The organism is Microcoleus sp. Pol11C3, from assembly GCF_036701485.1.
Lineage (GTDB): Bacteria > Cyanobacteriota > Cyanobacteriia > Cyanobacteriales > Microcoleaceae > Microcoleus.
Genome location: NZ_JAUBQW010000029.1, coordinates 20,360 through 42,425, shown reverse-complemented (window position 1 = coordinate 42,425; position 22,066 = coordinate 20,360). Strand labels below are relative to the sequence as shown.

Here is a 22,066-nt window from a genome sequence, read left to right as displayed (position 1 = left end):
CTTTTAATCCCTAGCTTGGATAACTGCAATGCTGACAAAAACAGTAGATGTGCAAGAAGCACAGACAAATTTAAAAGAGTTATTATCTCTAGCACTTAAAGGCATAGAGGTTATTCTCATAGAAGGTGGCATTCCTCTTGTCCGTTTAGCGCCCATCCCATCCCCAACTAAGCAGCGTACAGCAGGATTGCACGCAGGATCGATCTGGACAAGCGACGATTTTGATGAACCATTACCAGACGAATTTTGGACAGGGAATCTATGAAGCTACTGCTGCATACTCATACATTATTCCTTCTTCCTTCTTCCTTCAATCCGTTACATCTCACATCTTGCCTGTTCCTAAGCAAGTAATTGAGAATGGTGCAACATCTCAGTTACATCGGTTACATCCCTGGAGCGAATCCGTTGCTAAACTTCCTTCTTCCTACCATCTATAATACCGATAAGGATCGTCCCCATTCTCAAACTCCGTCTTGTAATCCCAGTGATAAAACTCCCGACTCGCACCGTTAAAAATATCTCCATCCGCCTTAAAACTCGCGCCTAAATTAGCCAAAATCTGAGCATTTGCACGGGTTTGCCGCCAGCGAGTAAAACGGAAATAAGTCTTAGTATCAGCATTCAAACTGTCCGGTTCAATCTGAGAAAAAATCGCCACACCCTTGCCAACTTTTATCCGACTTAACAAACCGTCAGCGCCGAGTTCTCCCCCAGACTTAATCAACCAAGTATCATAAAAAGAGCGCGATCGCAAATCTGAAGCACTAACCCCCTTCACCTCATCCCAACTCGGAACCGCCAGCGAACCCCCAAAATCCTGCGCTTGCTGCAAACCCACACCCAAACCCGCAGCAGGCACTTGACGCGGCAAGAAAAATGCCTTCCCACCAGCATTCAAATAACCGCGCAAATCTGCATCTTTCAGATTCGATTCTCTCCCCACAATCACCAAACCCACATCATTAGAAAGCGAACTAGCGCGCTGATAAATTACCCCCAAACTGTCCAACTTTTGGGCATCTTCATCTCCCCCAATTAAAACCACTTGATCCGGCTTTCCAAGTACCGGAGAATTCATCCCGTAACTCACAATTTTTTGCACTAACTGCGCCGCCCCAGCATCTACAGAATAATGGTCTTCCAAATCCAACTCGTTTAAAATCAGCCGCCCTTTTCCGTAATCCAATTCCATCAGTGGCGAATAAGCTAAATCAAACTCTGATTCCAAAATTGGGCGCCAACCGCTGCGGTGCGGCTTCTCAATTGAAGCGCTACTGACACCGCCCCGATTTCCCCAACGCCAGCCGTACCAATGTTTATTTGCTGGAGTCAAATGGGCGCCAGTTTGAATCGTATCTGGATAAGCTTCAACAAGCGTGCTTTCCCCCACCCAATCGCGCAAATCTTCACTGTCTAAACCGCTAATTGCCGCATGGTTGCTGTCAACTGGATAAGCACGGCGGCTGACGTGGGCAGCAACCCGGAAACCCATGTTTTCCAGCCATTCCCGGCGCTGAGGAAACACAATTGCTTTGCCGCCGTTTCGGACAAAATTTTCTAAACTTCCCGGCAAATTTTCCCCGCTAGAAAATGCTTCCCTACCAATAATTAAAAGCGATGAAAGTTGCGAACCATTCCACGGTACAAGCTGATAACCTAACTGTTTTAACATGGCCGATGTTTTGCCCGCTGGATCGAAAATTGTCACCGAATCTTTGATGTTGGATTGTGTGGGAAAAACGCGGAAAGCAAATGTATCAGAATGCGATCGCTCGCCCACCCGTGCAGTCAAGCGAATTTCGCCGTCAGCCTTGCTAGAAATGGTATTTGGCAAATTTACATCTATTGGGAAAAACAGCGTTTTTGCCGACTCAATCGTGCCTTTTTCCTCGCGTTTTTTTACTTCTTTACCCCCCACAAAAACTCGCCAATTAAACGAAAATTCCTGCGGCGCCCGCGTATCGTTAATTAACACTACTTGCTTTGCCAGTTTTCCGCCCACAAACAAATTGTGATCTTTCGCAGTAAAAAGCGGGCTAGCACCAGCAATCCAAGCCAAAGTAGAGCTATTATTATTGATAATTGCCTCGCCCCCAGGATGAACAGTGTAAGCTTCGGGCTGCAAATAATTCAAAAGATTATTCGAGACTTGCTTCAAATAAACTCCCCGACTACCCGGTTGAAATGCCCCCATATCCACCTTTTTTCTGCCAGCTTCGGAAATTTCCCAACCATGTCCGTCATTCCAAGGAATCATCCCCCCAGAGATTCCAAAAGTCCGCCAACTCCGCCAAGTATTTGTACTGAATAACTGCTGCAACTTTTGAAAAGCTGGGGCAAAATCCAACTCTTTTTTAAAATGCCAGCTTTGATACTCCTGAGCCTTGACAAATTGCTCGCGAATTTTAGATTTATAAGCGGCCGTTTCCAACTCGTAAGCCTGCTTGCCAAAATAAATTGCCGCAAACTCAGTCATCCAAGGTTCGCTGAGAATCGCCTGACCAAAACCTTTGCGGTTCCGCATCATCGTTGCGTGCAGAGGAGTCCCAAACTCGACTGCCATGTAGGGCATTTCTCCGGTTTTACTCCACTCAGAAATCCACTCTTCCCGTTCTTGCAAGGGAATCATATTTAAATAAGAATTCAGCGCATAAACATCGCCGAAGTTGGCGCCTTGGTGTATCATCACAGGTCTGGTTGGGTCTGCCGATTTAATCGCAGCTATAGCGTCATTTCCTAGGGGAGTGTTAGCCCGCAAACGCTCGTTTTCGGAGGGACTGAGAGTTCCTTCTACTTTGCTTTTGCCGATGCGACGGGGATTTAGGTCGTCAGCGTTGCCGAAAAAATTAGGACTTGTCGCCCACATTAATACTGATGGATGATTGCGGTAGCGGCGCATTTCAGTCACCATTCGGGCTTTCCAGCGGTCTTTCCACTGGGGGTGCTTCCACCTGCCGTTGTTCCAAGCGATAGAACCAATGTCTAAAGCGGGAGCCATAATTGGAAAACCTTTGAGGTCTGCTCTTTCGGAAAACAGCTCTCGGAAGTGCCATCTACCCCGTTCGTCGTGATTCCAAGGCCACATTTCTGTTATGTTAAAACCGGCCTTGACGTAGCCATCAATTAGCCGGTCCGAGACTTCTAATATCCCGCCTTGCCAAGAATCGGAGTGTAAGTTTGGTCGCAGCCGAAATTCAGTTCCATTTAAGAAAAATTTGCGCCCTTCTATCCAAAATTCGCGGAAGCCAAAAGGCTGGTTGTATTGCGTGTCTATGCCGCTGCCTTTTACTTCTAATTGCAGGGTGTAAAGGTTGGGTTGCCCGACATCCCAAAGACGGGGATTTGGCCAATTCCACTGAACTTGTACGGTTTGAATGGGTTTAGCTTGAACCTTGGCATTTGCGGTGAATTTTTGTTGTACTTTACCTTTTTCGTCGAGCATTTTCGCGATTAATTCAACTTGACCGTTTTGGGCAACGTCTTTGAGTTCTACATCTAATTTAACTTGCTTTTTTCGGGTGGAAGTTTGGACGAAAACATCGCTAATTAGCGGGCCTGGGGGAACGCTTAGAAGCCGCACTTCGCCGATGATTCCCCGCGATTGCAACTGGGATTTTTCTGTGTAGATTTCTGTGGGGCCCATGATGACGGCTTTTTCCTTTTCGTCGGATACTGCCAGGACTAAAATAGATAGGGTGTTTTGACCTAGGTTGGCTGCTTTGGTAATTTCAATAGTGCCGTAGGGCCATGCAATTTGACCGCAGTTAATGCCGTTGACAAAGATGACTGCATCGGTACTGACTCTGGCTAAGTCGATAAAGATTCGGCGGTTTGTCCAGTCGCCGGGAATGTCTATATTTGTCTGATACCAAGCTTTTGATAGTTGTTTGCTGTTGAAGTTTTCCCAATCTTGGCCGGTGCCGCGAGTGATGATTCCGGGTACGGATTGGTTGTTTTCTTTTTGCCAGTCTCCGGGCACCTGGATGGAGCCCCAACTTGGGGAGACGGGGGGGTTTTGGGGGTTGCCAACTGCGGGGACAAATTGCCAAGTTCCGTTGAGATAAATTTGGGATCGTTTGTTGTCGATCGCGCCTACAGTCGCGATGGTAAGATTGGGGAAGCCGATCGATATCGCTGAGCTGCTGGCTAGGTTGGGATTTTGAAGCGCGTAACCGACGAATCCAAAGAGGATGGTGGCTGCGAAAAATAATCCGATAATTTTGGCCAGCTTGTGATTCACTCGCTTATTGCTCCCAGAAATTAGATAATCTAATTTGTCCCTTGATCTATGATAGCAGTTGATTCAGCACCAATCCCGCTGCCAATCTGTCTCTGGGAAGATGGCACACGACCGACAAATGTGGTTTTGTATAGAAAAAATAGATACTTCGTTTTAAGTTAGTTTTCACACGGTTGTTTCATCGACATAAGCAATAGTGCGATCGCGCCATCGCTACAGGTCAACAAAAATGAGTCGGTTTCAGGTCTTGCCCTTACCCATTAAATCTTACAGTATTGCTACATTTAGTGCCGGCACGGCTTTACTGCTGACAACTCTGTTACTCTTTTCCTTCCAGGCAGCTCTTGCAATCTTACTTTTGGCCGCTGCAATGGTTAGCGCTTGGTATGCTGGCTTAAAGTCCACAGAACAAGAACTAGAAATAGAACGTAATATTATTTCTAAAATAGTTGACACGACGGCTTGCTTGATTGTAGTTCTCGACAGCCAAGGACGGATTGTCCGGTTTAACCAAGCTTGCGAAAAAACTACAGGCTACTCGACAGCAGAAGTCATTAATAAATATGTTTGGGATTTATTTTTGATCTCCGAAGAAATAGATCCAGTTAAAAGTGTTTTTACAAAGCTCAAAGTCGAAAATTTTAACAGCGAATATCAAAACTATTGGCGCACTAAGAATGGGAACCAGCGATTAATTTATTGGTCTAATACTGTGACCCTTGATGGCGAGGGTTTGGTAGAATATGTGATAGCAACGGGGATCGATATTACTGACCGCAAAGAAGCAGAAATAGCCCTAGCTTTATCATACACTAAGCTAGAAAGCCGCGTTAAAGAGCGCACAGCAGAACTAACAGTAGCTAAAGAAGCGCTGCAAGCTCAAGAAGAACGATTTCGCTGTTTAAGTTCCTGTTCGCCTGTCGGCATTTTTATGGCAGATTTTGAGGGGCGCTACACCTATGCAAACCCACGCTTTCAGGCTATTTCCGGCTTGAGTTTGGCAGAACTTTTAGGAAACGGTTGGGAGAATTGTATTCACCCGGAAGACTGCGATCGCGTATTGGCCCGATGGTTGGATTATACTCGGCAAGGTGGGGAATATGCGATCGAGTATCGCCTGCAAACACCACAGGGAATTGTCCGCTGGATTAACGTTTGTTGCTCGCCGATGTTCTCCGACTCGGGCGAACTCATCGGACACGTGGGCACGGTGAGAGATGTCACGGAAAGACAACAAGCGCAAGCAGCATTGGCAAGCAGCGAACAGCAACTGAGAACGCTGCTAGAAAATACGCCGGATATTATTATCCGTACTGACAAAGAACTGCGTTATATGTATGTCAATCAAGCAGTTGAAAGAAGCCAAGAAAAACCAATTTCATTCTTCCTAGGTAAAACCAGTCAAGAAATAGGAATGCCGCCGGAACTGTGCCAGATATGGGATGAAACCCTGCACAAAGTGTTAGAAAAAGGTCAAGAAGAAATTGTCGAATTTCAGGCTTTCTCAATCAACGGCCTCCGAAATTATCAATCCCGCGTAGTTCCAGAATTTGACAAAAATGGCATACCAGAATCAGCCTTAATTGTCGCCCGCGATATTACAGAAATAAAACTTGCAGAAACTCAAAGATTGCAGTTAACAATCGAGCAAACAGCGAGGGAAAAAGCGGAAGTTGAACAGCAGCGCTCGGCATTTTTAGCAGAAGTCAGCAAAATGCTGGCTGCTGGGTTTGACGGGGAAACGGTGCTGCAAAAGGTAGCAGAATTAGCAATAAATTCGATCGCCGACGGGTGCTGCATTCATTTGACCGAAAGCGACTCAAAAGTGCGTCTAGTCGCTGTGGCTCACGCAGAACCCTCTATGGTTGAGACTATTAATAACTTCAGCATCCGCAATTTGATCGCGGACAATGCTGTTAACGGCTATCCGCTGGTAATCCGCAGCGGAATATCCGAACTAATTGCCGAAGTGGATGAGGAAATTTTAGCAGCAGGAGCCGAAAATGCAGCAGAATTAGAAAAATTGCGTGAAGCGAAGCTATCCCGTAGGGAATCGCTCAATATCGGATCTCATGCTTGCGTACCGCTGAAAGCGCGCGGGCGGGTAATGGGTTCCATCACTTGCTTTACCTCAAAGTTGGGCCGCCGCTACAGTGCAGAAGACATGGCAATGCTAGAAGATTTAGCATATCGCGTGGCGATCGCCCTAGACAACGCCAGACTTTACGCAGAAGCGCAGCAAGCACTATCTCAAACATCGCAATCCTTCGCCTTAATTGACTCGCTGTTAGAAGCATCTCCCCTAGCGATTTGCTTTCTCGATCGCGAAATGCGCTTCATCCGTATCAATCAAGTATTAGCAGAACTCAACGGTTTGCCGATAGAACAGCATCTCGGCAAAGACTTCCGCCAATTGTTGCCAGAATCCGCAGCCAAATTTGCGCCGATAATTCAGCAAGTTTTAGAAACAGGTCAGCCTGTTTTAAACTTAGAAATGAGCGGGGAACCTCCTGAAAAACCAGGAACTTTAGGCTACTGGCTCGCCAACTACTACCCAGTGAAAAATGAAAGAGAAGAAATAATCGGAGTCGGCCTAATTATCACAGATATTACCGCATCAAAACAAACCGAATTAGCTTTGCGGGAAAGCGAAATGCGCTTCCGCAGTGTGGTAGAGTCTAACATGATCGGCATCGGTTTCTGGGATGCCAGCGGCGAAGTTACTGACGCTAACGACGCCTTGCTGGAAATGATCGGATATACGAAAGAAGACTTAGTTTCGGGAAAGATCTGCTGGCTTGAACTTACGGCGCCGGAATACGCAGAACTCGATCGTATCGCCCTCGCGCAAGTCGAAGCAGAAGGAAGTTGCACACCTTTTGAAAAAGAATATCTCCGCAAAGACGGCACCCGGTTCCCAGTTTTAGTAGGCGGCGGAAACTTCCAAGGATGCACAGACAAAGGAGCATTCTTCGTACTAGATATCACCGATCGCAAACAAGCTCAAAATCAACTTCGAGAAAACGAAATACGCATTCGCCACCAACTAGCAGAACTCGACTTAGTTTACAACACCACACCAGTCGGGCTGTGCTTTGTCGATACCAATTTGCGCTACATCCGCATCAACGAATGCCTCGCTCAGATCAACGGCCGATCGATCGCAGATCACCTCGGGCGCACCGTTAGAGAAGTCATTCCCGAATGGGCTGATATGGTAGAGCGGATTTACCGCCAAGTGCTGGCGACGCAAACCCCCGTGCTCGACTTGGAAGTTAAGGCCCAAACCAAGCAACAGCCGGGAGTTTTGCGGGATTGGCAAATCAGCTTTTACCCAGTGAGCGATGAATCAGGAACACTGTTGGGAGTCAGCACCGTGGTTGCCGAAATCACCGATCGCAACCAAGCAAAACGGATAATGCAGCAAAGCGAAGCCATATTCCGGCGGCTGATGGATTCAAATATTTTCGGAGTCGCGATCGGCGATTTTACCGGCCGCATCGCCTACGCCAACCAATCCCTGCTCAACATGGTGGGCTACACCCGCTCAGACTTGCTCTCCGGTCAAATGCGGTGGGACAGGATGACCCCCCCCGAATACCTGCACCTAGACGCCTTGGCGGCCCAAGAACTGCGGGCGTCCGGAGTCGCAACTCCTTTCAAGAAAGAGTACATCCGCAAAGATGGCAGCCGCGTGCCGATTCTGATGGGCGGGACAACCCTGTGTCCGGACGATCGCGAACCAGAGACGATGGTGGCATTCTTCATCGACTTGACCGAGATCTCCCGCGTGGAAGCAGAACTCAAACACAATCAAGAACGGCTGCAAATCGCTCAGCAAGCCGGCAAAATCGGAACTTTTGAATTGAACGTCCAAACCTGCGAGGTCGCCTTTACGGCGGAGTTAGAGGCTTTGTACGGGCTGCCTGTCGGCAGTATCGACAGCTATCAAAGTTGGGTGGAAATGGTGCATCCAGACGATCGCGCTGTTACCGAAAAGCAGGTGCAGGCTGCGGTGGCGTCCGGGGAGGAATTAAACATTGAGTTCCGCATCTGCCGCCCGGACAAAAGCGTGGGCTGGATGGCTTGCAGGGCGAAGGTGTTTCAGGACGAGATCGGTTTGCCTGTGCGGATGATCGGGGTGAACGTCGATATCACCGATCGCAAACAAGCAGAAGCAGCGCGATCGCAGATCAATCAAACTTTAGAAGCCTTGATTCAGGCTTGTCCTCTGGCAATTACCGTTTTCAGTGCCGACGACGGCACTGTGAAAATGTGGAACCCAGCCGCCGAGACGATTTTTGGCTGGCCCGAATCAGAGGCGGTAGGTCAATTTGTGCCCAGCATTCCCCCAGACAAGCGGGAGGAATTCATGGCGAACTTGGAAGGAATTCGCGAAGGAAACCCGATCGCCGGAATGGAAACCCAGCGCCAAAGGAAAGACGGCACTTCGATCGACCTCGCTGTGTGGGCAACTCCAGTCGGCGACAGCAACGGCAACATCAACTGTATGTCGATCGTTGCCGACATCAGCGATCGCAAGCAAATCGAGGCCGGGCGCGCTCAGTTGCTCGAACGCGAACAGGCCGCGCGGGCGGAAGCAGAAGCTATCAGCCGCCGGAAAGACGAGTTTCTAGACTCTCTTTCCCACGAATTGCGAACGCCTTTAAATGTGATTCAGGGGTGGGCACAGATCCTGCGCGCCCACCCCTACAACGAAGATAAATTAGCTTCGGGTTTGGAAGCCATTGAGCGTCAGTCGAAGGTGCAGATCCAGCTAGTGGAAGATTTGCTCGACGTTTCCCGGATTATTCAAGGCAAGCTGGTTCTGAAACCCGGCTGGTTCTACATGGTAAGGACGATCGAGGCGGCTCATAATTCAGTTCGTTTGGCAGCCGAGGCCAAGTCTGTCACCGTTTCGTTAGAACTTGACCCCGCAGTCGGCTTGATGTGGGGCGACGCCCAGAGGTTGCAGCAGGTACTGTGGAATTTGCTGACTAACGCCGTGAAGTTTACGCCTTCGGGGGGAACTGTGCAACTGCGCTTGTCGGCGCTGGCTGTTAGCGATTCCTCATCCGCAAATTACGTGCAAATTACTGTCAGCGATACCGGAAAGGGCATTCCTGCTGAGTTTCTGCCCTATGTGTTCGATCGCTTCCGACAAGCAGACGCCTCGAAAACTAAGGCTGACAGCGGTTTGGGACTGGGATTGGCGATCGTCGAGCACTTGGTGCAACTCCACGGGGGCACTGTGACTGCAGAAAGTCCCGGTAAAGACCAGGGTGCAACATTTACGGTGATACTGCCACTCAAACAGCCTCGGAGTAAGCAGCGGCAGTTGAGAGGGGGAAGGAAATTCGATTGAATGGGTTCGGGTATTTTGGCAGGTTTAAAAGTGTTGGTAGTTGACGAGGAACCCGACAATCGCCAGTTTTTGATTGTTGCGATCGAACAGTTGGGGGCGACGGCAATGGCGGCTGCAACGGCCCCAAAGGCTATCGACATTTTACCAGAAAGAATTGGTTTAAAGCCCCAAGCCCGATCGTCGGGAGAAATTAAAAGAAGACTATTCATTACTCCAATCCTCTTCCTTCCAGGTAGAGGTCGCTATAAAGCTGTCAACTGTCAACCCTTCGACTTCGCTCAGGGCAAACTGTCAACTGTCAACTGAAAACGAACACTTAGCAAAGCCGATCGATCCTGCTCTATTGGCCACCGTTTTACCCAAGTTAACAAAATTGCATTAGGGCGATCGGGCATTACTGCAAACTTTGATATCATATCCGGTCAATTACCGTTAATAAAAAATGTTTGTAGTGAGGACGAAAGTCCTCTGATTATTGAGGACTTTCGTCCTCATGACAAACTAATTTTACTGAGATCCCTCGACCCCACACGATCTTATACCAATTCTGAAAAGCATCTGTAGGGACACGGCACTGCCGTGTCCGGCGCGGGGAGTAGGACACGGCAATGCCCTTTCCCTACGGTTCGCTTAGACTTTTAATAATTGGTATAAGATTGAGGAGTGTAGCTGTTACCTGCCCACTCATCAGCCATTTATACAGCTTTTAATTAACGATATAATTGCCGAGAAACAGAAAAAAATATAAAATTTATGACAGTGATTGTCAGTAAAAATCAAGCAAATGCCAAACAGCTAGAAACAGAACTGACAGAAGCAAATTTTGACAGCAGGGCCCAATCTTCGCTGGTAGTTGGCTATATTGAACCGGGCGGAAAATTTCACAGTTTTTAGGGCGCGCCAATTGCCGGGAAAGGCACGCTACAGCAGTTAAAATACGATTATCAGCACAATTGGTTCACACCCATGTCCATTTATCAGCTCAACCGTCTAACCGCCAAATTTTTCAGCAAGCTGCCGCTGCGAACGGTTCTGATTGTTCCGTTTGTTTTGCAAACGGTAAGTGTAGTTGGGCTAGTGGGCTATCTTTCTTTCAAAAGTGGTCAAGAATCAGTCGAGGATGTAGCGCATCAGCTAATCGAACAAGTAGGAGAACGAATTAGCGATCGCCTCAGCGATAATAATGGACTGTCGGCAATCAATACCTTTCTGGCTAGGCTGCAATTCTCGGCTTCAGGACAAACTTTTATTATGGATCGATCGGGCAATCTGATTGCCACATCCACACTAGAAACACCCTTGGTGACGCCAGCAAAAAAGCAACCGACGCCATTGCTAGCCACTAACAGCAAGGATGCCCGCACGCGAGATATTGCTCGACAACTCGCCAACCGATTTGGCAAATTCCGGACGTTGCAAACAACCGAGAAATTTACCCTAGCGAGCAAGGGCGATAGGCAGTTTGTCCGCGTCACTCCCTATCGAGATGTCCGTGGTTTGGATTGGTTGATTGTGGTGGTGGTGCCAGAGTCTGATTTCATGGCTCCGATTCAAGCAAATACCCGCAACATATTGTGGTTGTGCGCTGGTACGATGGCGATCGCGATCGGATTGTTGACTTCCCGCTGGGTGACAAAGCCAATTATGCGCTTGAATACCGCCGCCAAAAATTTTGCCAAAGGAAAATGGGATCAACCTTTAGAAATTACACGCTTGGATGAAGTCGGAGAACTCGCCAATTCCTTTAATCTTATGGCAGCACAACTGCAACAGGCTTTGGCAGACCAAAAATCTTTAAATGAAGCTTTAGCGCAGAGCGAGAGCCAACTCAAGCAATTGATCCGAACAGATGACTCGCTCAGTTACATTCAAGTCAGAGGGCAACCGCTTGATGATGAAAAAGGGCAGTTGATCCGTTTGTCTGGCACTGTCTTGGATATTAGCGATCGCCAACAAGCCGAGTCAGCTTTGCGAGAAAGCACCCAGGGAGAACAAGCCATCGCCCGATCGATCGAGCGCATCCGTCAATCCTTAGATATTGACACAATATTCAAAACTACAACCTCTGAAGTGCGACAAACCCTAAAATGCGATCGTGTGGGTATCTATCGTTTTAATCCTGATTGGAGTGGAGAATTTGTTGCCGAGTCAATGGCTCCGGGCTGGATTTCTCTGATGCAAAAACAATCCGACGATTTGAATTTGCCCAACACTCTCGTCGAAGACTCTCACTGTACCGTGAAAACTATGCAAGCCTCCGCTGAACCAGTGCGGGACACCTATCTACAAAGAAATCAAGGCGGTATGTATGCTAGAGGCGTTCCTTACCACATAATTGAAGACATATACACCGCTGGCTTGAGTCCTTGTTACCTGCAAGTGTTAGAGCAATTTCAAGCTAGAGCCTACGTTATTTTCCCCATATTTTGCGGCAGTCAACTTTGGGGTTTGCTCGCCAGCTATCAAAATTCTGGGCCCCGCACTTGGCGCGAAGCAGAAATCAATATTGGGCTGCAAATTAGCACTCAATTGGGAGTCGCCTTACAACAAGCTCAATTGCTCGAAGCCACTCAACAGCAAGCAGTACAGCTTCAACAAGCCGCCTGGGCAGCCGAAGCGGCCAACGTGGCGAAAAGCACTTTCCTCGCAAATATGAGCCATGAACTCCGCACCCCGCTAAACGCAATTCTGGGATTCTCCCAATTGATGCAGCGCTCTACCAACCTCACTCGCGAACAACAGGAAAATATCCGCATTATCAACCGCAGCGGAGAACACTTGCTCGCTCTAATCAATCAAATATTAGATTTCGCCAAAATAGAGGCGGGACGCCTTACAATCAACCCAACAAACTTTCAATTAAGCAGCCTGTTGAACGAGGTGGAAGAGATGTTCCAACTCCAGGCACGAGACAAACAATTGCAGTTAATATTTGAGTGTTCTAGAGATATTCCCGAATACATGCAAACCGATCAACTTAAGTTGCGCCAAGTTTTAACTAATCTGATTTCTAACGGAATTAAGTTTACGAAACAAGGAGGAATTGCGGTAAGAGTAAGTTCGGTTATGGAGGGTAAAAATCAGCAATTACAAATCAGTAATTACAAATTACATTTTGAAATAGAAGACACTGGCTCCGGCATGGCCACCGATGAGTTAGATAAGCTTTTTCAAGCCTTTGTGCAAACCAAAACAGGAACAAAATCTCAGCAAGGAACAGGCTTGGGGCTGGCTATCAGCCAACAGTTTGTCAAGCTGATGGGCGGCGTCATTACTGTACGCAGTGAAGAAGGACGTGGCACCACCTTCGCGTTTGATATCCCCGTCAGCGCCGTTGATGCCCCGGCGACTCAACCCGTACAGGCACCGCGTCGGGTGATAGCCCTGGAACGCAATCAGCCGCGCTATCGTATTTTGATTGTGGACGATCGATCGGACAACCGCCAACTGCTGATCAAACTCCTCGCTGGCTTTAACTTTGAACTCGAAGAAGCCAGCAATGGCATGGAAGCTATTGAAATGTGGACGAGTTTTGAGCCACACTTAATTTTTATGGATATGTCGATGCCCGTGATGGATGGACATGAAGCGACCAAACGCATTAAAGCCACCGTTAAAGGTCAAGCTACGGCAATTATTGCCGTGAGTGCCGGTAACGCCGAGGAAGTGCCAACCGTTACTGTATCAGATGATTGCGATGACTTTATCCACAAACCCTTTCGAGATACAGAAATTTTTGCCACCCTCCACAAACATCTGGGAGTGCGTTACATTTACGATGAACCGGAGAGTGTTCCCGAGTCAACTCAAATTGAAGCTCCGACTCCAGAGACTCTGGCAGCTTTACCCGCAGATTGGCTGGCAGCTTTAGAGAAAGCCACAATTGAGTGCGATTTAGAGTTAATTCTGATCCAAATTGAGCAAATTCGCGATCGCAATGACGCTTTAGCTAGCGCTCTAGCCGCATTGGCTAACGAGTTTCAGTTCAATCAAATACTAGCTCTCATCCATCCCGAAACCCCAAATAAAAATGATATTATATCGGGTTTGTAGTGAGTACGATCGTCCTCATAAAACCCCATCGGGCGATCGTACTCACTACAAACCTATAAAGGTTATTTTACCGAAATAGATATGAATTACGAACCAACTCCCGTCTTAAAAGGGAATATTTTAATTGTTGATGATATTCCGGCTAATTTGCAACTTTTAGCTCAAATACTCTCGCAGCAAGGGTACAAAACACGCACCGCACCCGACGGCAAACTAGCGCTACGGTCAATCGAGTTAACTCCTCCTGACTTGATTTTGCTCGACATCATGATGCCCGGTATGGACGGCTACCAAGTCTGCCAAGCATTGAAAGCTTCTCCCACAACCAAGGACATTCCGGTTATTTTTATCAGTGCTTTGAATGAAGTATTAGATAAAGTCAAAGCCTTTGAATTTGGTGGTATAGATTATATCACAAAACCGTTTCACGAACAAGAAGTTCTCGCCCGCGTCTCAAATCAAATCGTGCAGCGCCACTTGTTCCAGCAAACACAATCCTATGCCAAGCAACTCGAACAAACCGTAACTGAACTCAAGAAAACTCAAGCTCAGTTAATACAGAAAGAAAAAATGGCTTCTTTAGGTCAGCTAGCGGCAGGAATTGCTCACGAAATCAACAATCCCGTCAGCTTTATCTACGGCAATATTGCTCTAGCGGCGGAGTATGCACGAGATTTGCTTCGCCTCGTTGAATTGTACCGACATTACTACCCCCACCCCGTTGCAGAAATTATCGGCGAATTGGAGGAGATTCAACCCGAATTCATCGCAGAGGATTATCCAAAACTGCTGAAGTCGATGACAGAGGGTGCTTGTCGGATTAGCGAAATTGTGATGTCTTTGCGGAACTTCTCCCGCCTTGGGGAACAAAAGTACAAACCCGTGGATATTCATGAAGGCATTGACAATACTTTAGTTATTTTACAACATCGGCTAAAGGGAGCAAACAAAGCTGGTGAGATAGAGGTCATTAAAAACTACAGCCAACTCCCAAGAGTCACCTGTTACGCCAGTGAGTTAAATCAGGTGTTCATGAACCTGCTAAGTAATGCTATTGATGCCCTGGAAACTCAACCTTCTCCCCGAAAAATTACCATCAGCACTTCAGTAGGTTTTGAGTCAGAAGCTGCGCTGCACAATCACGATTCAATATTAGCCACTCAAAACAATCAATCAGTTGTGATTTTAATTGCCGATAACGGTTGTGGGATGAGTGAGGAAGTGCGCCACCAGATATTTGACCCATTTTTTACTACGAAGCCTGTAGGCCGCGGTACTGGATTAGGGTTGGCAATCAGTCACGATATTGTAGTGGAAAAACATCGAGGTCAAATTAGTTGTATTTCTGCTCCGGGCCGAGGGACAGAGTTAATTTTGCAGATTCCGATATCTGTTAAAGCAGTTGACAGTTGACAGTTGACTGTTGACTGTTGACTGTTGACAGTACGGGAATCAAACTATTTATGGTTGACGGGTATCGGCTCTATTTATTAGGCTATTTATGTCCGCGCCCGCTGTGGCGGTTGCTATAAATCTTAAAATGTTATAAGTTGGTAGTGAGGACTTTAGGAATGAGAATTAAATAACTTACAATTTTTATTGTTCTTGTGGGATGGGCGTCCCGCCCGTCCATAAAGAACGGGCGGGACGCCCATCCCACAAATATGTGTAAATTATTTAATTCGCGATCCTTAGTCCTTAGAGAGAGGACTGAAGTCCTCCCTACAAACAGGGTTGATTGTGGGGAATTAACCGGATATTCCAGTTACTTTAAATCCAGCAATCCGCTAGTTTTTAGCTTGGGATTAAACCGGATTTCTTCAGTTACACCGCGAGCTTTCAACAGCGAAAAAATTTCATTTTCCACCCGTCGCGCGACATTTTTCAACAATTTATCTTTGGCAATTTCATCGGCAAAAATACCTTCATAATTTGCAGTTTCTTGGGCAGTCATCACAGTTTTGGTGTCGATGGGATCGTTCCACTTGGCAGCATCGACACCATTGCCTTGGGGCTGCGAACCATTTTCTGTAATCCAACTTGAGCGGATGCTTTCTAGAATAGTGCGGCTGGGCTTGTCAATAGTTTGGACTTTAAGCCAGTAGCAATATTGGGTTTGGCGAACCAAATGCTGTTTAATGCTGAGGTAAATGTCGCGAGAATAACCGACAAATTGCAGGGCTTTCTCGTTGTCAAAAATTGCGTAAACGCCAATTTTTCCCTGGAGAAAATCGGGCAATTTCCCCTCGGAGTCTATGTATGAAATGAATTCTAAGCTGGCGAGAGATTGAATGTCTTCTGTCATCCGATTTTAGATTTTAGATTTTAGATTTTAGATTAAACCACAGATTAACCAGCCTTTACCTAACTCTTAAAAACTCGATAAACGGCACAGAGGCGGCTGGGTTTAAATATTTTGGCTTGGAACATGAAATTAGGGGGGACGTTGACGATCGCAAAATCGCTCGATTCGTGATACTTTTCAAATTCAGCAGGCATTCCCTTCGGCGTCTCGCTGCTGTAAGGGACTGGCTGAAAAAGTAACTCGGCAAACTCAATGCGCGAGCATTGCAATTGTAGCGCTATTTGTTTGACAAAGCTTTCACCGGTTAACAAACCGAACAGTGCAGTTTTAGCCCCTGGTTCGAGGACAAAACTGCTATCGTAGCTTTCAATAATCTTAAGACCCATTTTCTGTATACTCCTGACAGATGGCGGTTAACGGTTATTGGTTAACTGTTGAGCGATCGACTTAATCCTGAATTTTACCTGAGACTGACCGTTTTGAACGCACAAGGTATTCCGCACGAGGTCAATAAAAATACCACAATCCGGAAATTTTGACAAATAGCCCTGATTTATTTGCCGATCGCTTTTATCATGTCCGTATCGCCATCTATCCGACTACGACTAAAAGGCTATGCAGAAGATTGAAAAAGCATCATTCCCAGCTTCCAGAAGTGCCCCGAACCAGCCGGACTGGCTAGAATTTGCAGAATACGCCTCTGTTGCTGGTTCAGCGATGGGCACGATTGCTGCTGTATTGTCGGGCCAAATTCTCTACGCTGCCGCCCCCTTAACCGCAGCACTCTCGCTGAATCTCGCCAATCGCCAGCGTTTCGAGCAACAAATGCAACAAAAGGCAAATTCTGCGATTACGGACGTACAGGCCGCAGTAGAACGTCGATCACAGCAAGTTCAGATACTACCTGGAGAACCTGCGGAACTCTACACCGCCGTCTCCGACTTGCAGCAGAAACTCCTCGGTTTGGAATCCGGCGTCATCGCCGAGGTACAAGCTGCCGTAGCCTCCCTCGAACGCCAAGCGCAGGCGCTGCCGGCAGATTCTCAGGATTTCTACACGCAACTGTCGGATTTGCAGCAAAAACTCCGCATTTTGGAAACTAGCGCCCTCAAAGAGCATGATTGGGAAAATGTCAACGTCCGATTTTTATTGATGGGCGAAAAGTTAACTGAAGTTAAAACTATTACGGCTCAGTTACAGGAGCGATCGACAGAAGTAGACTTGGATCAAATCCAAGGTTCTCTCAAGCAATTACAGGATTTGCTCGATCGACCCACAATAGACACAGGGATGCTGCAAACCGAGATTCAGCATTTGCAGCAGCAAGTTTCCGAGTTGCAGAGGCAAAATCAAGAAATTGTCAAGCCTTATTTGCAGCGTCTGACTCGCGCCGTGAAGAAACTATCAACAAATTAGTCTTAGACATCTCCAATAATTATTGTGGAATAGGCATCCTGCCTGTTCCAGACTGGCTTTTTGGGAGATGTGTCTTAGTTATTAGTTTTTCGTAGGGTGCTGCGCGGGCACCTTCCGGGATTTTTTCGTAGGGGGCTATTCTGCCGCGCAGCTTACCAATTACCGATTACCCGTTACTAAATTTTTGCCAAGCTTGCCAGAAAACATAAATCGATAAGATTGCCAAAAGCGATCGAAAAGCTAAACTAACAATGCGATCGGGCAATCTCGGCAAAAACCGCGTGCTCACCTGCGCGCCCAACAAACCCCCACCGCCAAGAATTAACCCCACAACCCACAAAACATTCCCGCGCGCCGCGTGTCCCACCGTCGCCGAAATAGCCGTAATGACGATGACGCCCAAGCTGGTTTGAATTGCGGTTTTAATGCTTTCTCCTAACAGCAAAATTTGCAGGGGAACCATAATTACGCCGCCGCCTACGCCGAACAAACCCGCTAATAAACCCGCCGCACTCCCGGTGGCAATTTTAGCAAAAGTTGGATTGAATAAAATATTTGAATTATTGGGTAATTCGTGATTGGTAATTGGTAATTGAGCATTGTCTCCTTGTCCGGCTTCTCCTCCTAGTTCCCCTTGTTCTGCTTCCGCTTTCTTCTTAGCTGTCAGGCGCTTGCGAACTTCAATCAAATAAATATTCACCCACAGCAACAACCCAAAAGTAAGTAACAGCAAGTAAGGCGGAAATATCCCCGCCAAATAAGCACCGATTTGTGCTGTGATGACGGCGGGAAATCCGATGCCTGCGACTTGGCTCAAGTTGAGGTAGCCCATGCGCCAATTCTGGATGCTGCCAGAAATAGCTGTAATGACGATCGACAAACCGCTAGTAGCAACCGCTTGCACCGGAGCGTAATTGAGAGCCACCAACAAAGGTACGAGCACCGTACCGCCGCCGATACCCAAAAATCCAGCTAGAATTCCCGCAAAAATTCCTGCCACACCGAGAATCAATAATTCACTGATAGTCATTAGTCAATAGTTAAAAATCAACAATCAACAGTCAACAGTCAACAGTCAACAGTTAACAGTCAACAATCAAATTTTAAGACTCATTAGTCGTGCCGTCCGGCATAATTGCCCGCCTCAAATCTGCATCGCGGAAGTTAGTTCGATTGAGATTAGCGTCAATCAAAACCGCTTCCACCAAAACAGCCCCGCTAAAATTAGACCAGCACAGCTTGGCACGGTACAAATTAGCACCGCTCAAATTAGCTTTTGCTAGCGTTGACCAACTCACATTAGCAACTCTCAAATTAGCATTGCTCAGATTAGCTTCGGTGAGATTAGCTCCCACCATCGTTACTTGGCGCAAGTCTGCACCAGTCAGGTTAGCCCCGCTGAGCATCGCCCCGCTGAGAATTGCCTGATTCAGGTTAGCTCTTTCTAAAAGCGACTGGCTAAGGATGGCATTTGTCAGGTTTACCGCTTTGAGAGTTGACCAACTCAAATTTGCCTTCATCAAATTAATGCGAATCATGCTAGCGTCGGTTAAGTTGGCCGCAAACAAATTCGCTTCGGTAAAGTTGGCTTCGGTCAAATTAGCTTCGGTCAAATTAGCCTTGGTCATGTTGACTTCTCTGGCCATTGAGCCGCGCAGGTTGGCTCCCGTCAGGTTAGCCCCGCTGAGATTGGCGCGACTCAAATCGGTACCGATGAGATTTGCTTCGCTGAGGTTGGCTTCCGTCAAGTCCACCCCTGTCAATTTCACCTCGCGCAAGTTCGCTCCCGTCAGGTTAGCGCCTTTGAGGTTTGCGTCTTGGAAATTCGCTCTGGTAAAGTTAGCCTCGCTGAGGTTTACCCCTTTTAAGTCTGCCCCGGCGAGGTTAATTTCTCGAAAAATTCTTTCTCCGGCCGCATATTGCCTCAGAATTCGATCGGCCTCCATGTCATTCGCCTCGCAATTGTTTTCAAACGTTAGAGTGATGGGTGTTACCACATCATCCCAGATAACCACGGTATTCACTCTGCACGCTGTAGTATCTGTAGAATCTTTGCACTGTTTTCCTGGCAATGCTGTGCTACTCGCTCCTAAAGGGCCTGACAAATATCAAGCCTTCTGAGAAAATCAACAATAGAGTAAAACTATGGGCACTGGGCACTGAGTCAGTCGATTGTAGATTTGAGATTTTAGATTTGCTCCACAGATTCATCTGGGAGCCGGAAATTTGGTCTAAAATTATGGGCTCACCACGACGATTATCGGAAACTTGTATCCGTTTTGGGGCGAGCTGGCAGTTGACAACTGAACAACTGTCAACTGTCAACTGTCAACTGTCAACAGAGAAAGGAAATTTTAAAATGCCTGAAAATTTGAGAAGCCAAGCTGTGACTGGGGGCGTGCAGCGCTCGCCCAACCGGGCAATGCTGCGGGCAGTCGGTTTTGGCGACGGCGATTTCACTAAGCCGATTGTGGGGATTGCCAACGGGTACAGCACGATTACGCCCTGCAATATGGGATTGAACGACCTCGCTTTGCGGGCTGTTGCGGGTGCAAAGGAAGCCGGGGCCATGCCACAGATGTTCGGTACGATTACTATCAGCGACGGGATCTCGATGGGAACTGAAGGGATGAAATATTCTCTGGTGTCGAGAGATGTGATTGCTGATTCCATCGAAACTGTTTGCAACGGCCAAAGTATGGACGGGTTGCTGGCTGTCGGCGGTTGCGATAAAAATATGCCGGGGGCGATGATTGCGATCGCCCGCATGAACATTCCTGCTATTTTTGTTTACGGTGGCACGATAAAACCCGGACACCACAACGGACGCGATTTAACAGTTGTCAGCGTTTTTGAAGCAGTCGGTCAATTCAGCGCTGGCAAAATTGACGAAACAGAACTCAACGCAGTGGAACAAAAAGCTTGTCCCGGTGCGGGTGCCTGCGGCGGAATGTACACAGCAAATACGATGTCGAGCGCTTTTGAAGCGATGGGCATGAGTTTGCCCTATTCTTCGACAATGGCTGCTGAGGATGCCGAAAAAGCTGACAGCGCTGCCGAATCTGCAAAAGTTGTGGTGGAAGCGATCCGCAAACAGTTGTTACCGAGCCAAATTTTGACTCGTAAGGCCTTTGAAAATGCGATCGCCGTAATTATGGCAATCGGCGGTTCAACCAACGCTGTGCTGCATTTATTAGCCATTTCAAATGCGATCGGCGTTGAACTGTCCCTCGACGACTTTGAAACAATTAGAGCAAAAGTGCCGGTGCTGTGTGACCTCAAACCCAGCGGCAAATACGTAGCAACCGACTTGCACAAAGCCGGCGGCATTCCTCTAGTAATGAAAATGTTGCTAGAACAGGGTTTGCTGCACGGAGACGCCATGACAATTACCGGCAAAACAATTGCGGAAGTGTTGGCAGATATTCCAGTCGAACCCCGCACCGACCAAAATGTCATCCGCCCTTGGAATAATCCGATGTACGCCCAAGGACATTTAGCAATTCTCAGGGGAAATCTAGCAACCGAAGGAGCCGTTGCTAAAATTACTGGCGTTAAAAAACCGCAAATTACCGGCCCGGCGCGGGTATTTGAATCTGAAGAAAATTGTTTGGATGCAATTTTAGCGGGCAATATTCAAGCCGGAGATGTGATTATCATCCGCTACGAAGGCCCCAAAGGCGGGCCGGGAATGCGCGAAATGTTAGCACCAACTTCGGCAATAATTGGCGCCGGTTTGGGCGATTCTGTAGGATTAATTACTGACGGTCGCTTCTCTGGCGGAACTTACGGCATGGTTGTCGGTCACGTTGCACCGGAGGCGCAAGTAGGAGGCACAATTGCTTTGGTAAAAGAGGGCGATTCGATTACAATTGATGCTCAAAATCGCTTGTTGCAGCTCAATGTTTCTGATGCGGAATTGGAGCAGCGGCGCGCTCTTTGGCAGCCTCCTAAACCTCGCTATACTAAGGGCGTTTTGGCTAAATACGCTAAGTTGGTTTCTTCTAGCAGTGTTGGTGCTGTGACTGATTTGGGTTTGGGTTAAAGTTGGAATTTTTGTAACCGCAGATGAACGCAGATAAATTCCTATCTGCGTTCATCTGTGTCCATCCGCTGATATCTGCGGTTACAAAATTCCAAATTAACTGCGCTGATTCAAAAAGCGACTTGCCATAGACATTGCGTCAGTAATATCTACGTCGCCGTCTCCATCTCCATCTAAAAACGTATTCAAAACCGGATTTCCGCCCTGCGCTGGATTCTGAGCGTTGCTGCCGGTTTGTAGCAAATTCAGTACGATCGGTACCAAAACAGGTATCATCGCCTGCACGGTGGCGTTATTCAAACCGGTTCTGTGGGCGATATCGTTCACTATCTGCGTCAGTTGCCCGGCTCCGAACAAACTCTGTACCGCCTGCGGATTGGGATTTGTGCCGCTAAATTGGTTGACAACTTCTTGAGCTTGTGCGTCTCCCGATTGCGATCGCACGTCTTGTAATGCCGATCGCACGTATCCGCCCAAAACCGACATTGCTAGCTGAGTCGTGCCCGTATTGACGCCCTGGTTGCTGCTCAACTGCTCTACCGCACCGAGAATGTTGCCCAACTGATTGGGGTTTGCTTGTTGGTTGGGATTGTCGATCGCGCTCAAAATTTGGTCAAATAGTCCCATAATTTTCGCTCC

The 22,066-nt window shown here is 47.5% G+C and carries 14 protein-coding genes; 8 read left to right on the top strand and 6 right to left on the bottom strand.

Annotated features, from left to right (window positions below):
- Positions 1–28 precede the first annotated feature (28 nt).
- The gene (locus QUA40_RS09685; RefSeq protein WP_333124562.1) at positions 29–265 is read left to right on the top strand and encodes a toxin-antitoxin (TA) system antitoxin; all 237 of its coding nucleotides are present in this window, start codon (positions 29–31) and stop codon (positions 263–265) included.
- A gap of 162 nt (positions 266–427) precedes the next feature.
- Here the strand turns inward: QUA40_RS09685 and QUA40_RS09680 are convergent, their stop codons facing one another.
- Entirely contained in the window at positions 428–4,243 is a 3,816-nt protein-coding gene (locus tag QUA40_RS09680; RefSeq protein WP_333124560.1) for a sugar-binding domain-containing protein, read from the bottom strand.
- Between the two features lie 229 nt (positions 4,244–4,472).
- Here QUA40_RS09680 and QUA40_RS09675 point away from each other — a divergent pair, with 229 nt between their 5' ends.
- The 5 genes from QUA40_RS09675 (at position 4,473) to QUA40_RS09655 (ending at position 15,074) form a co-directional block, all read left to right on the top strand.
- Positions 4,473–9,608 (top strand): PAS domain S-box protein, encoded by a 5,136-nt coding sequence (locus tag QUA40_RS09675; RefSeq protein ID WP_333124556.1) that lies wholly within the window; start codon positions 4,473–4,475, stop codon positions 9,606–9,608.
- Positions 9,609–9,914, top strand: a complete 306-nt coding sequence (locus QUA40_RS09670; protein ID WP_333124553.1) for a hypothetical protein — start codon at positions 9,609–9,611, stop codon at positions 9,912–9,914.
- Positions 9,915–10,361: 447 nt separating this feature from the next.
- Positions 10,362–10,502, top strand: coding sequence for a hypothetical protein (locus tag QUA40_RS09665; RefSeq protein WP_333124549.1), 141 nt, complete (start codon positions 10,362–10,364; stop codon positions 10,500–10,502).
- Between the two features lie 72 nt (positions 10,503–10,574).
- Complete coding sequence (locus QUA40_RS09660; RefSeq protein WP_333124546.1) at positions 10,575–13,661, top strand: ATP-binding protein; 3,087 nt, start codon at positions 10,575–10,577, stop codon at positions 13,659–13,661.
- A gap of 81 nt (positions 13,662–13,742) precedes the next feature.
- On the top strand, positions 13,743–15,074 hold the full coding sequence (locus QUA40_RS09655) for a response regulator (protein ID WP_333124543.1): 1,332 nt from the start codon (positions 13,743–13,745) through the stop codon (positions 15,072–15,074).
- Between the two features lie 352 nt (positions 15,075–15,426).
- On the opposite strand, the gene QUA40_RS09650 is transcribed toward QUA40_RS09655, so the two are convergent.
- Together QUA40_RS09650 and QUA40_RS09645 are read right to left on the bottom strand one after the other, a co-directional pair.
- Positions 15,427–15,966, bottom strand: a complete 540-nt coding sequence (locus QUA40_RS09650; protein ID WP_333124540.1) for a GIY-YIG nuclease family protein — start codon at positions 15,964–15,966, stop codon at positions 15,427–15,429.
- A gap of 59 nt (positions 15,967–16,025) precedes the next feature.
- The gene (locus QUA40_RS09645) at positions 16,026–16,352 is read right to left on the bottom strand and encodes a hypothetical protein (protein WP_333124537.1); all 327 of its coding nucleotides are present in this window, start codon (positions 16,350–16,352) and stop codon (positions 16,026–16,028) included.
- A gap of 229 nt (positions 16,353–16,581) precedes the next feature.
- Between QUA40_RS09645 and QUA40_RS09640 the strand changes: the two genes are divergently transcribed.
- On the top strand, positions 16,582–17,382 hold the full coding sequence (locus QUA40_RS09640) for a hypothetical protein (protein WP_333124534.1): 801 nt from the start codon (positions 16,582–16,584) through the stop codon (positions 17,380–17,382).
- Between the two features lie 166 nt (positions 17,383–17,548).
- Here the strand turns inward: QUA40_RS09640 and QUA40_RS09635 are convergent, their stop codons facing one another.
- Together QUA40_RS09635 and QUA40_RS09630 are read right to left on the bottom strand one after the other, a co-directional pair.
- A complete protein-coding gene (locus tag QUA40_RS09635) occupies positions 17,549–18,412 on the bottom strand; it encodes a sulfite exporter TauE/SafE family protein (protein ID WP_333124532.1) in 864 nt (287 codons plus the stop codon).
- A gap of 73 nt (positions 18,413–18,485) precedes the next feature.
- Entirely contained in the window at positions 18,486–19,328 is an 843-nt protein-coding gene (locus tag QUA40_RS09630; RefSeq protein WP_333124586.1) for a pentapeptide repeat-containing protein, read from the bottom strand.
- A gap of 413 nt (positions 19,329–19,741) precedes the next feature.
- On the opposite strand from QUA40_RS09630, the gene ilvD reads away from it, so the two are divergent.
- Positions 19,742–21,427 carry a dihydroxy-acid dehydratase gene (gene ilvD, locus QUA40_RS09625; protein ID WP_333124584.1) on the top strand — a complete coding sequence of 562 codons (1,686 nt, stop codon included), beginning with the start codon at positions 19,742–19,744 and terminating at the stop codon, positions 21,425–21,427.
- A 96-nt stretch (positions 21,428–21,523) separates the two neighbouring features.
- Here ilvD and QUA40_RS09620 read toward each other — a convergent pair whose 3' ends face one another.
- On the bottom strand, positions 21,524–22,054 hold the full coding sequence (locus QUA40_RS09620) for a DUF937 domain-containing protein (RefSeq protein WP_333124529.1): 531 nt from the start codon (positions 22,052–22,054) through the stop codon (positions 21,524–21,526).
- Positions 22,055–22,066: the final 12 nt, after the last annotated feature.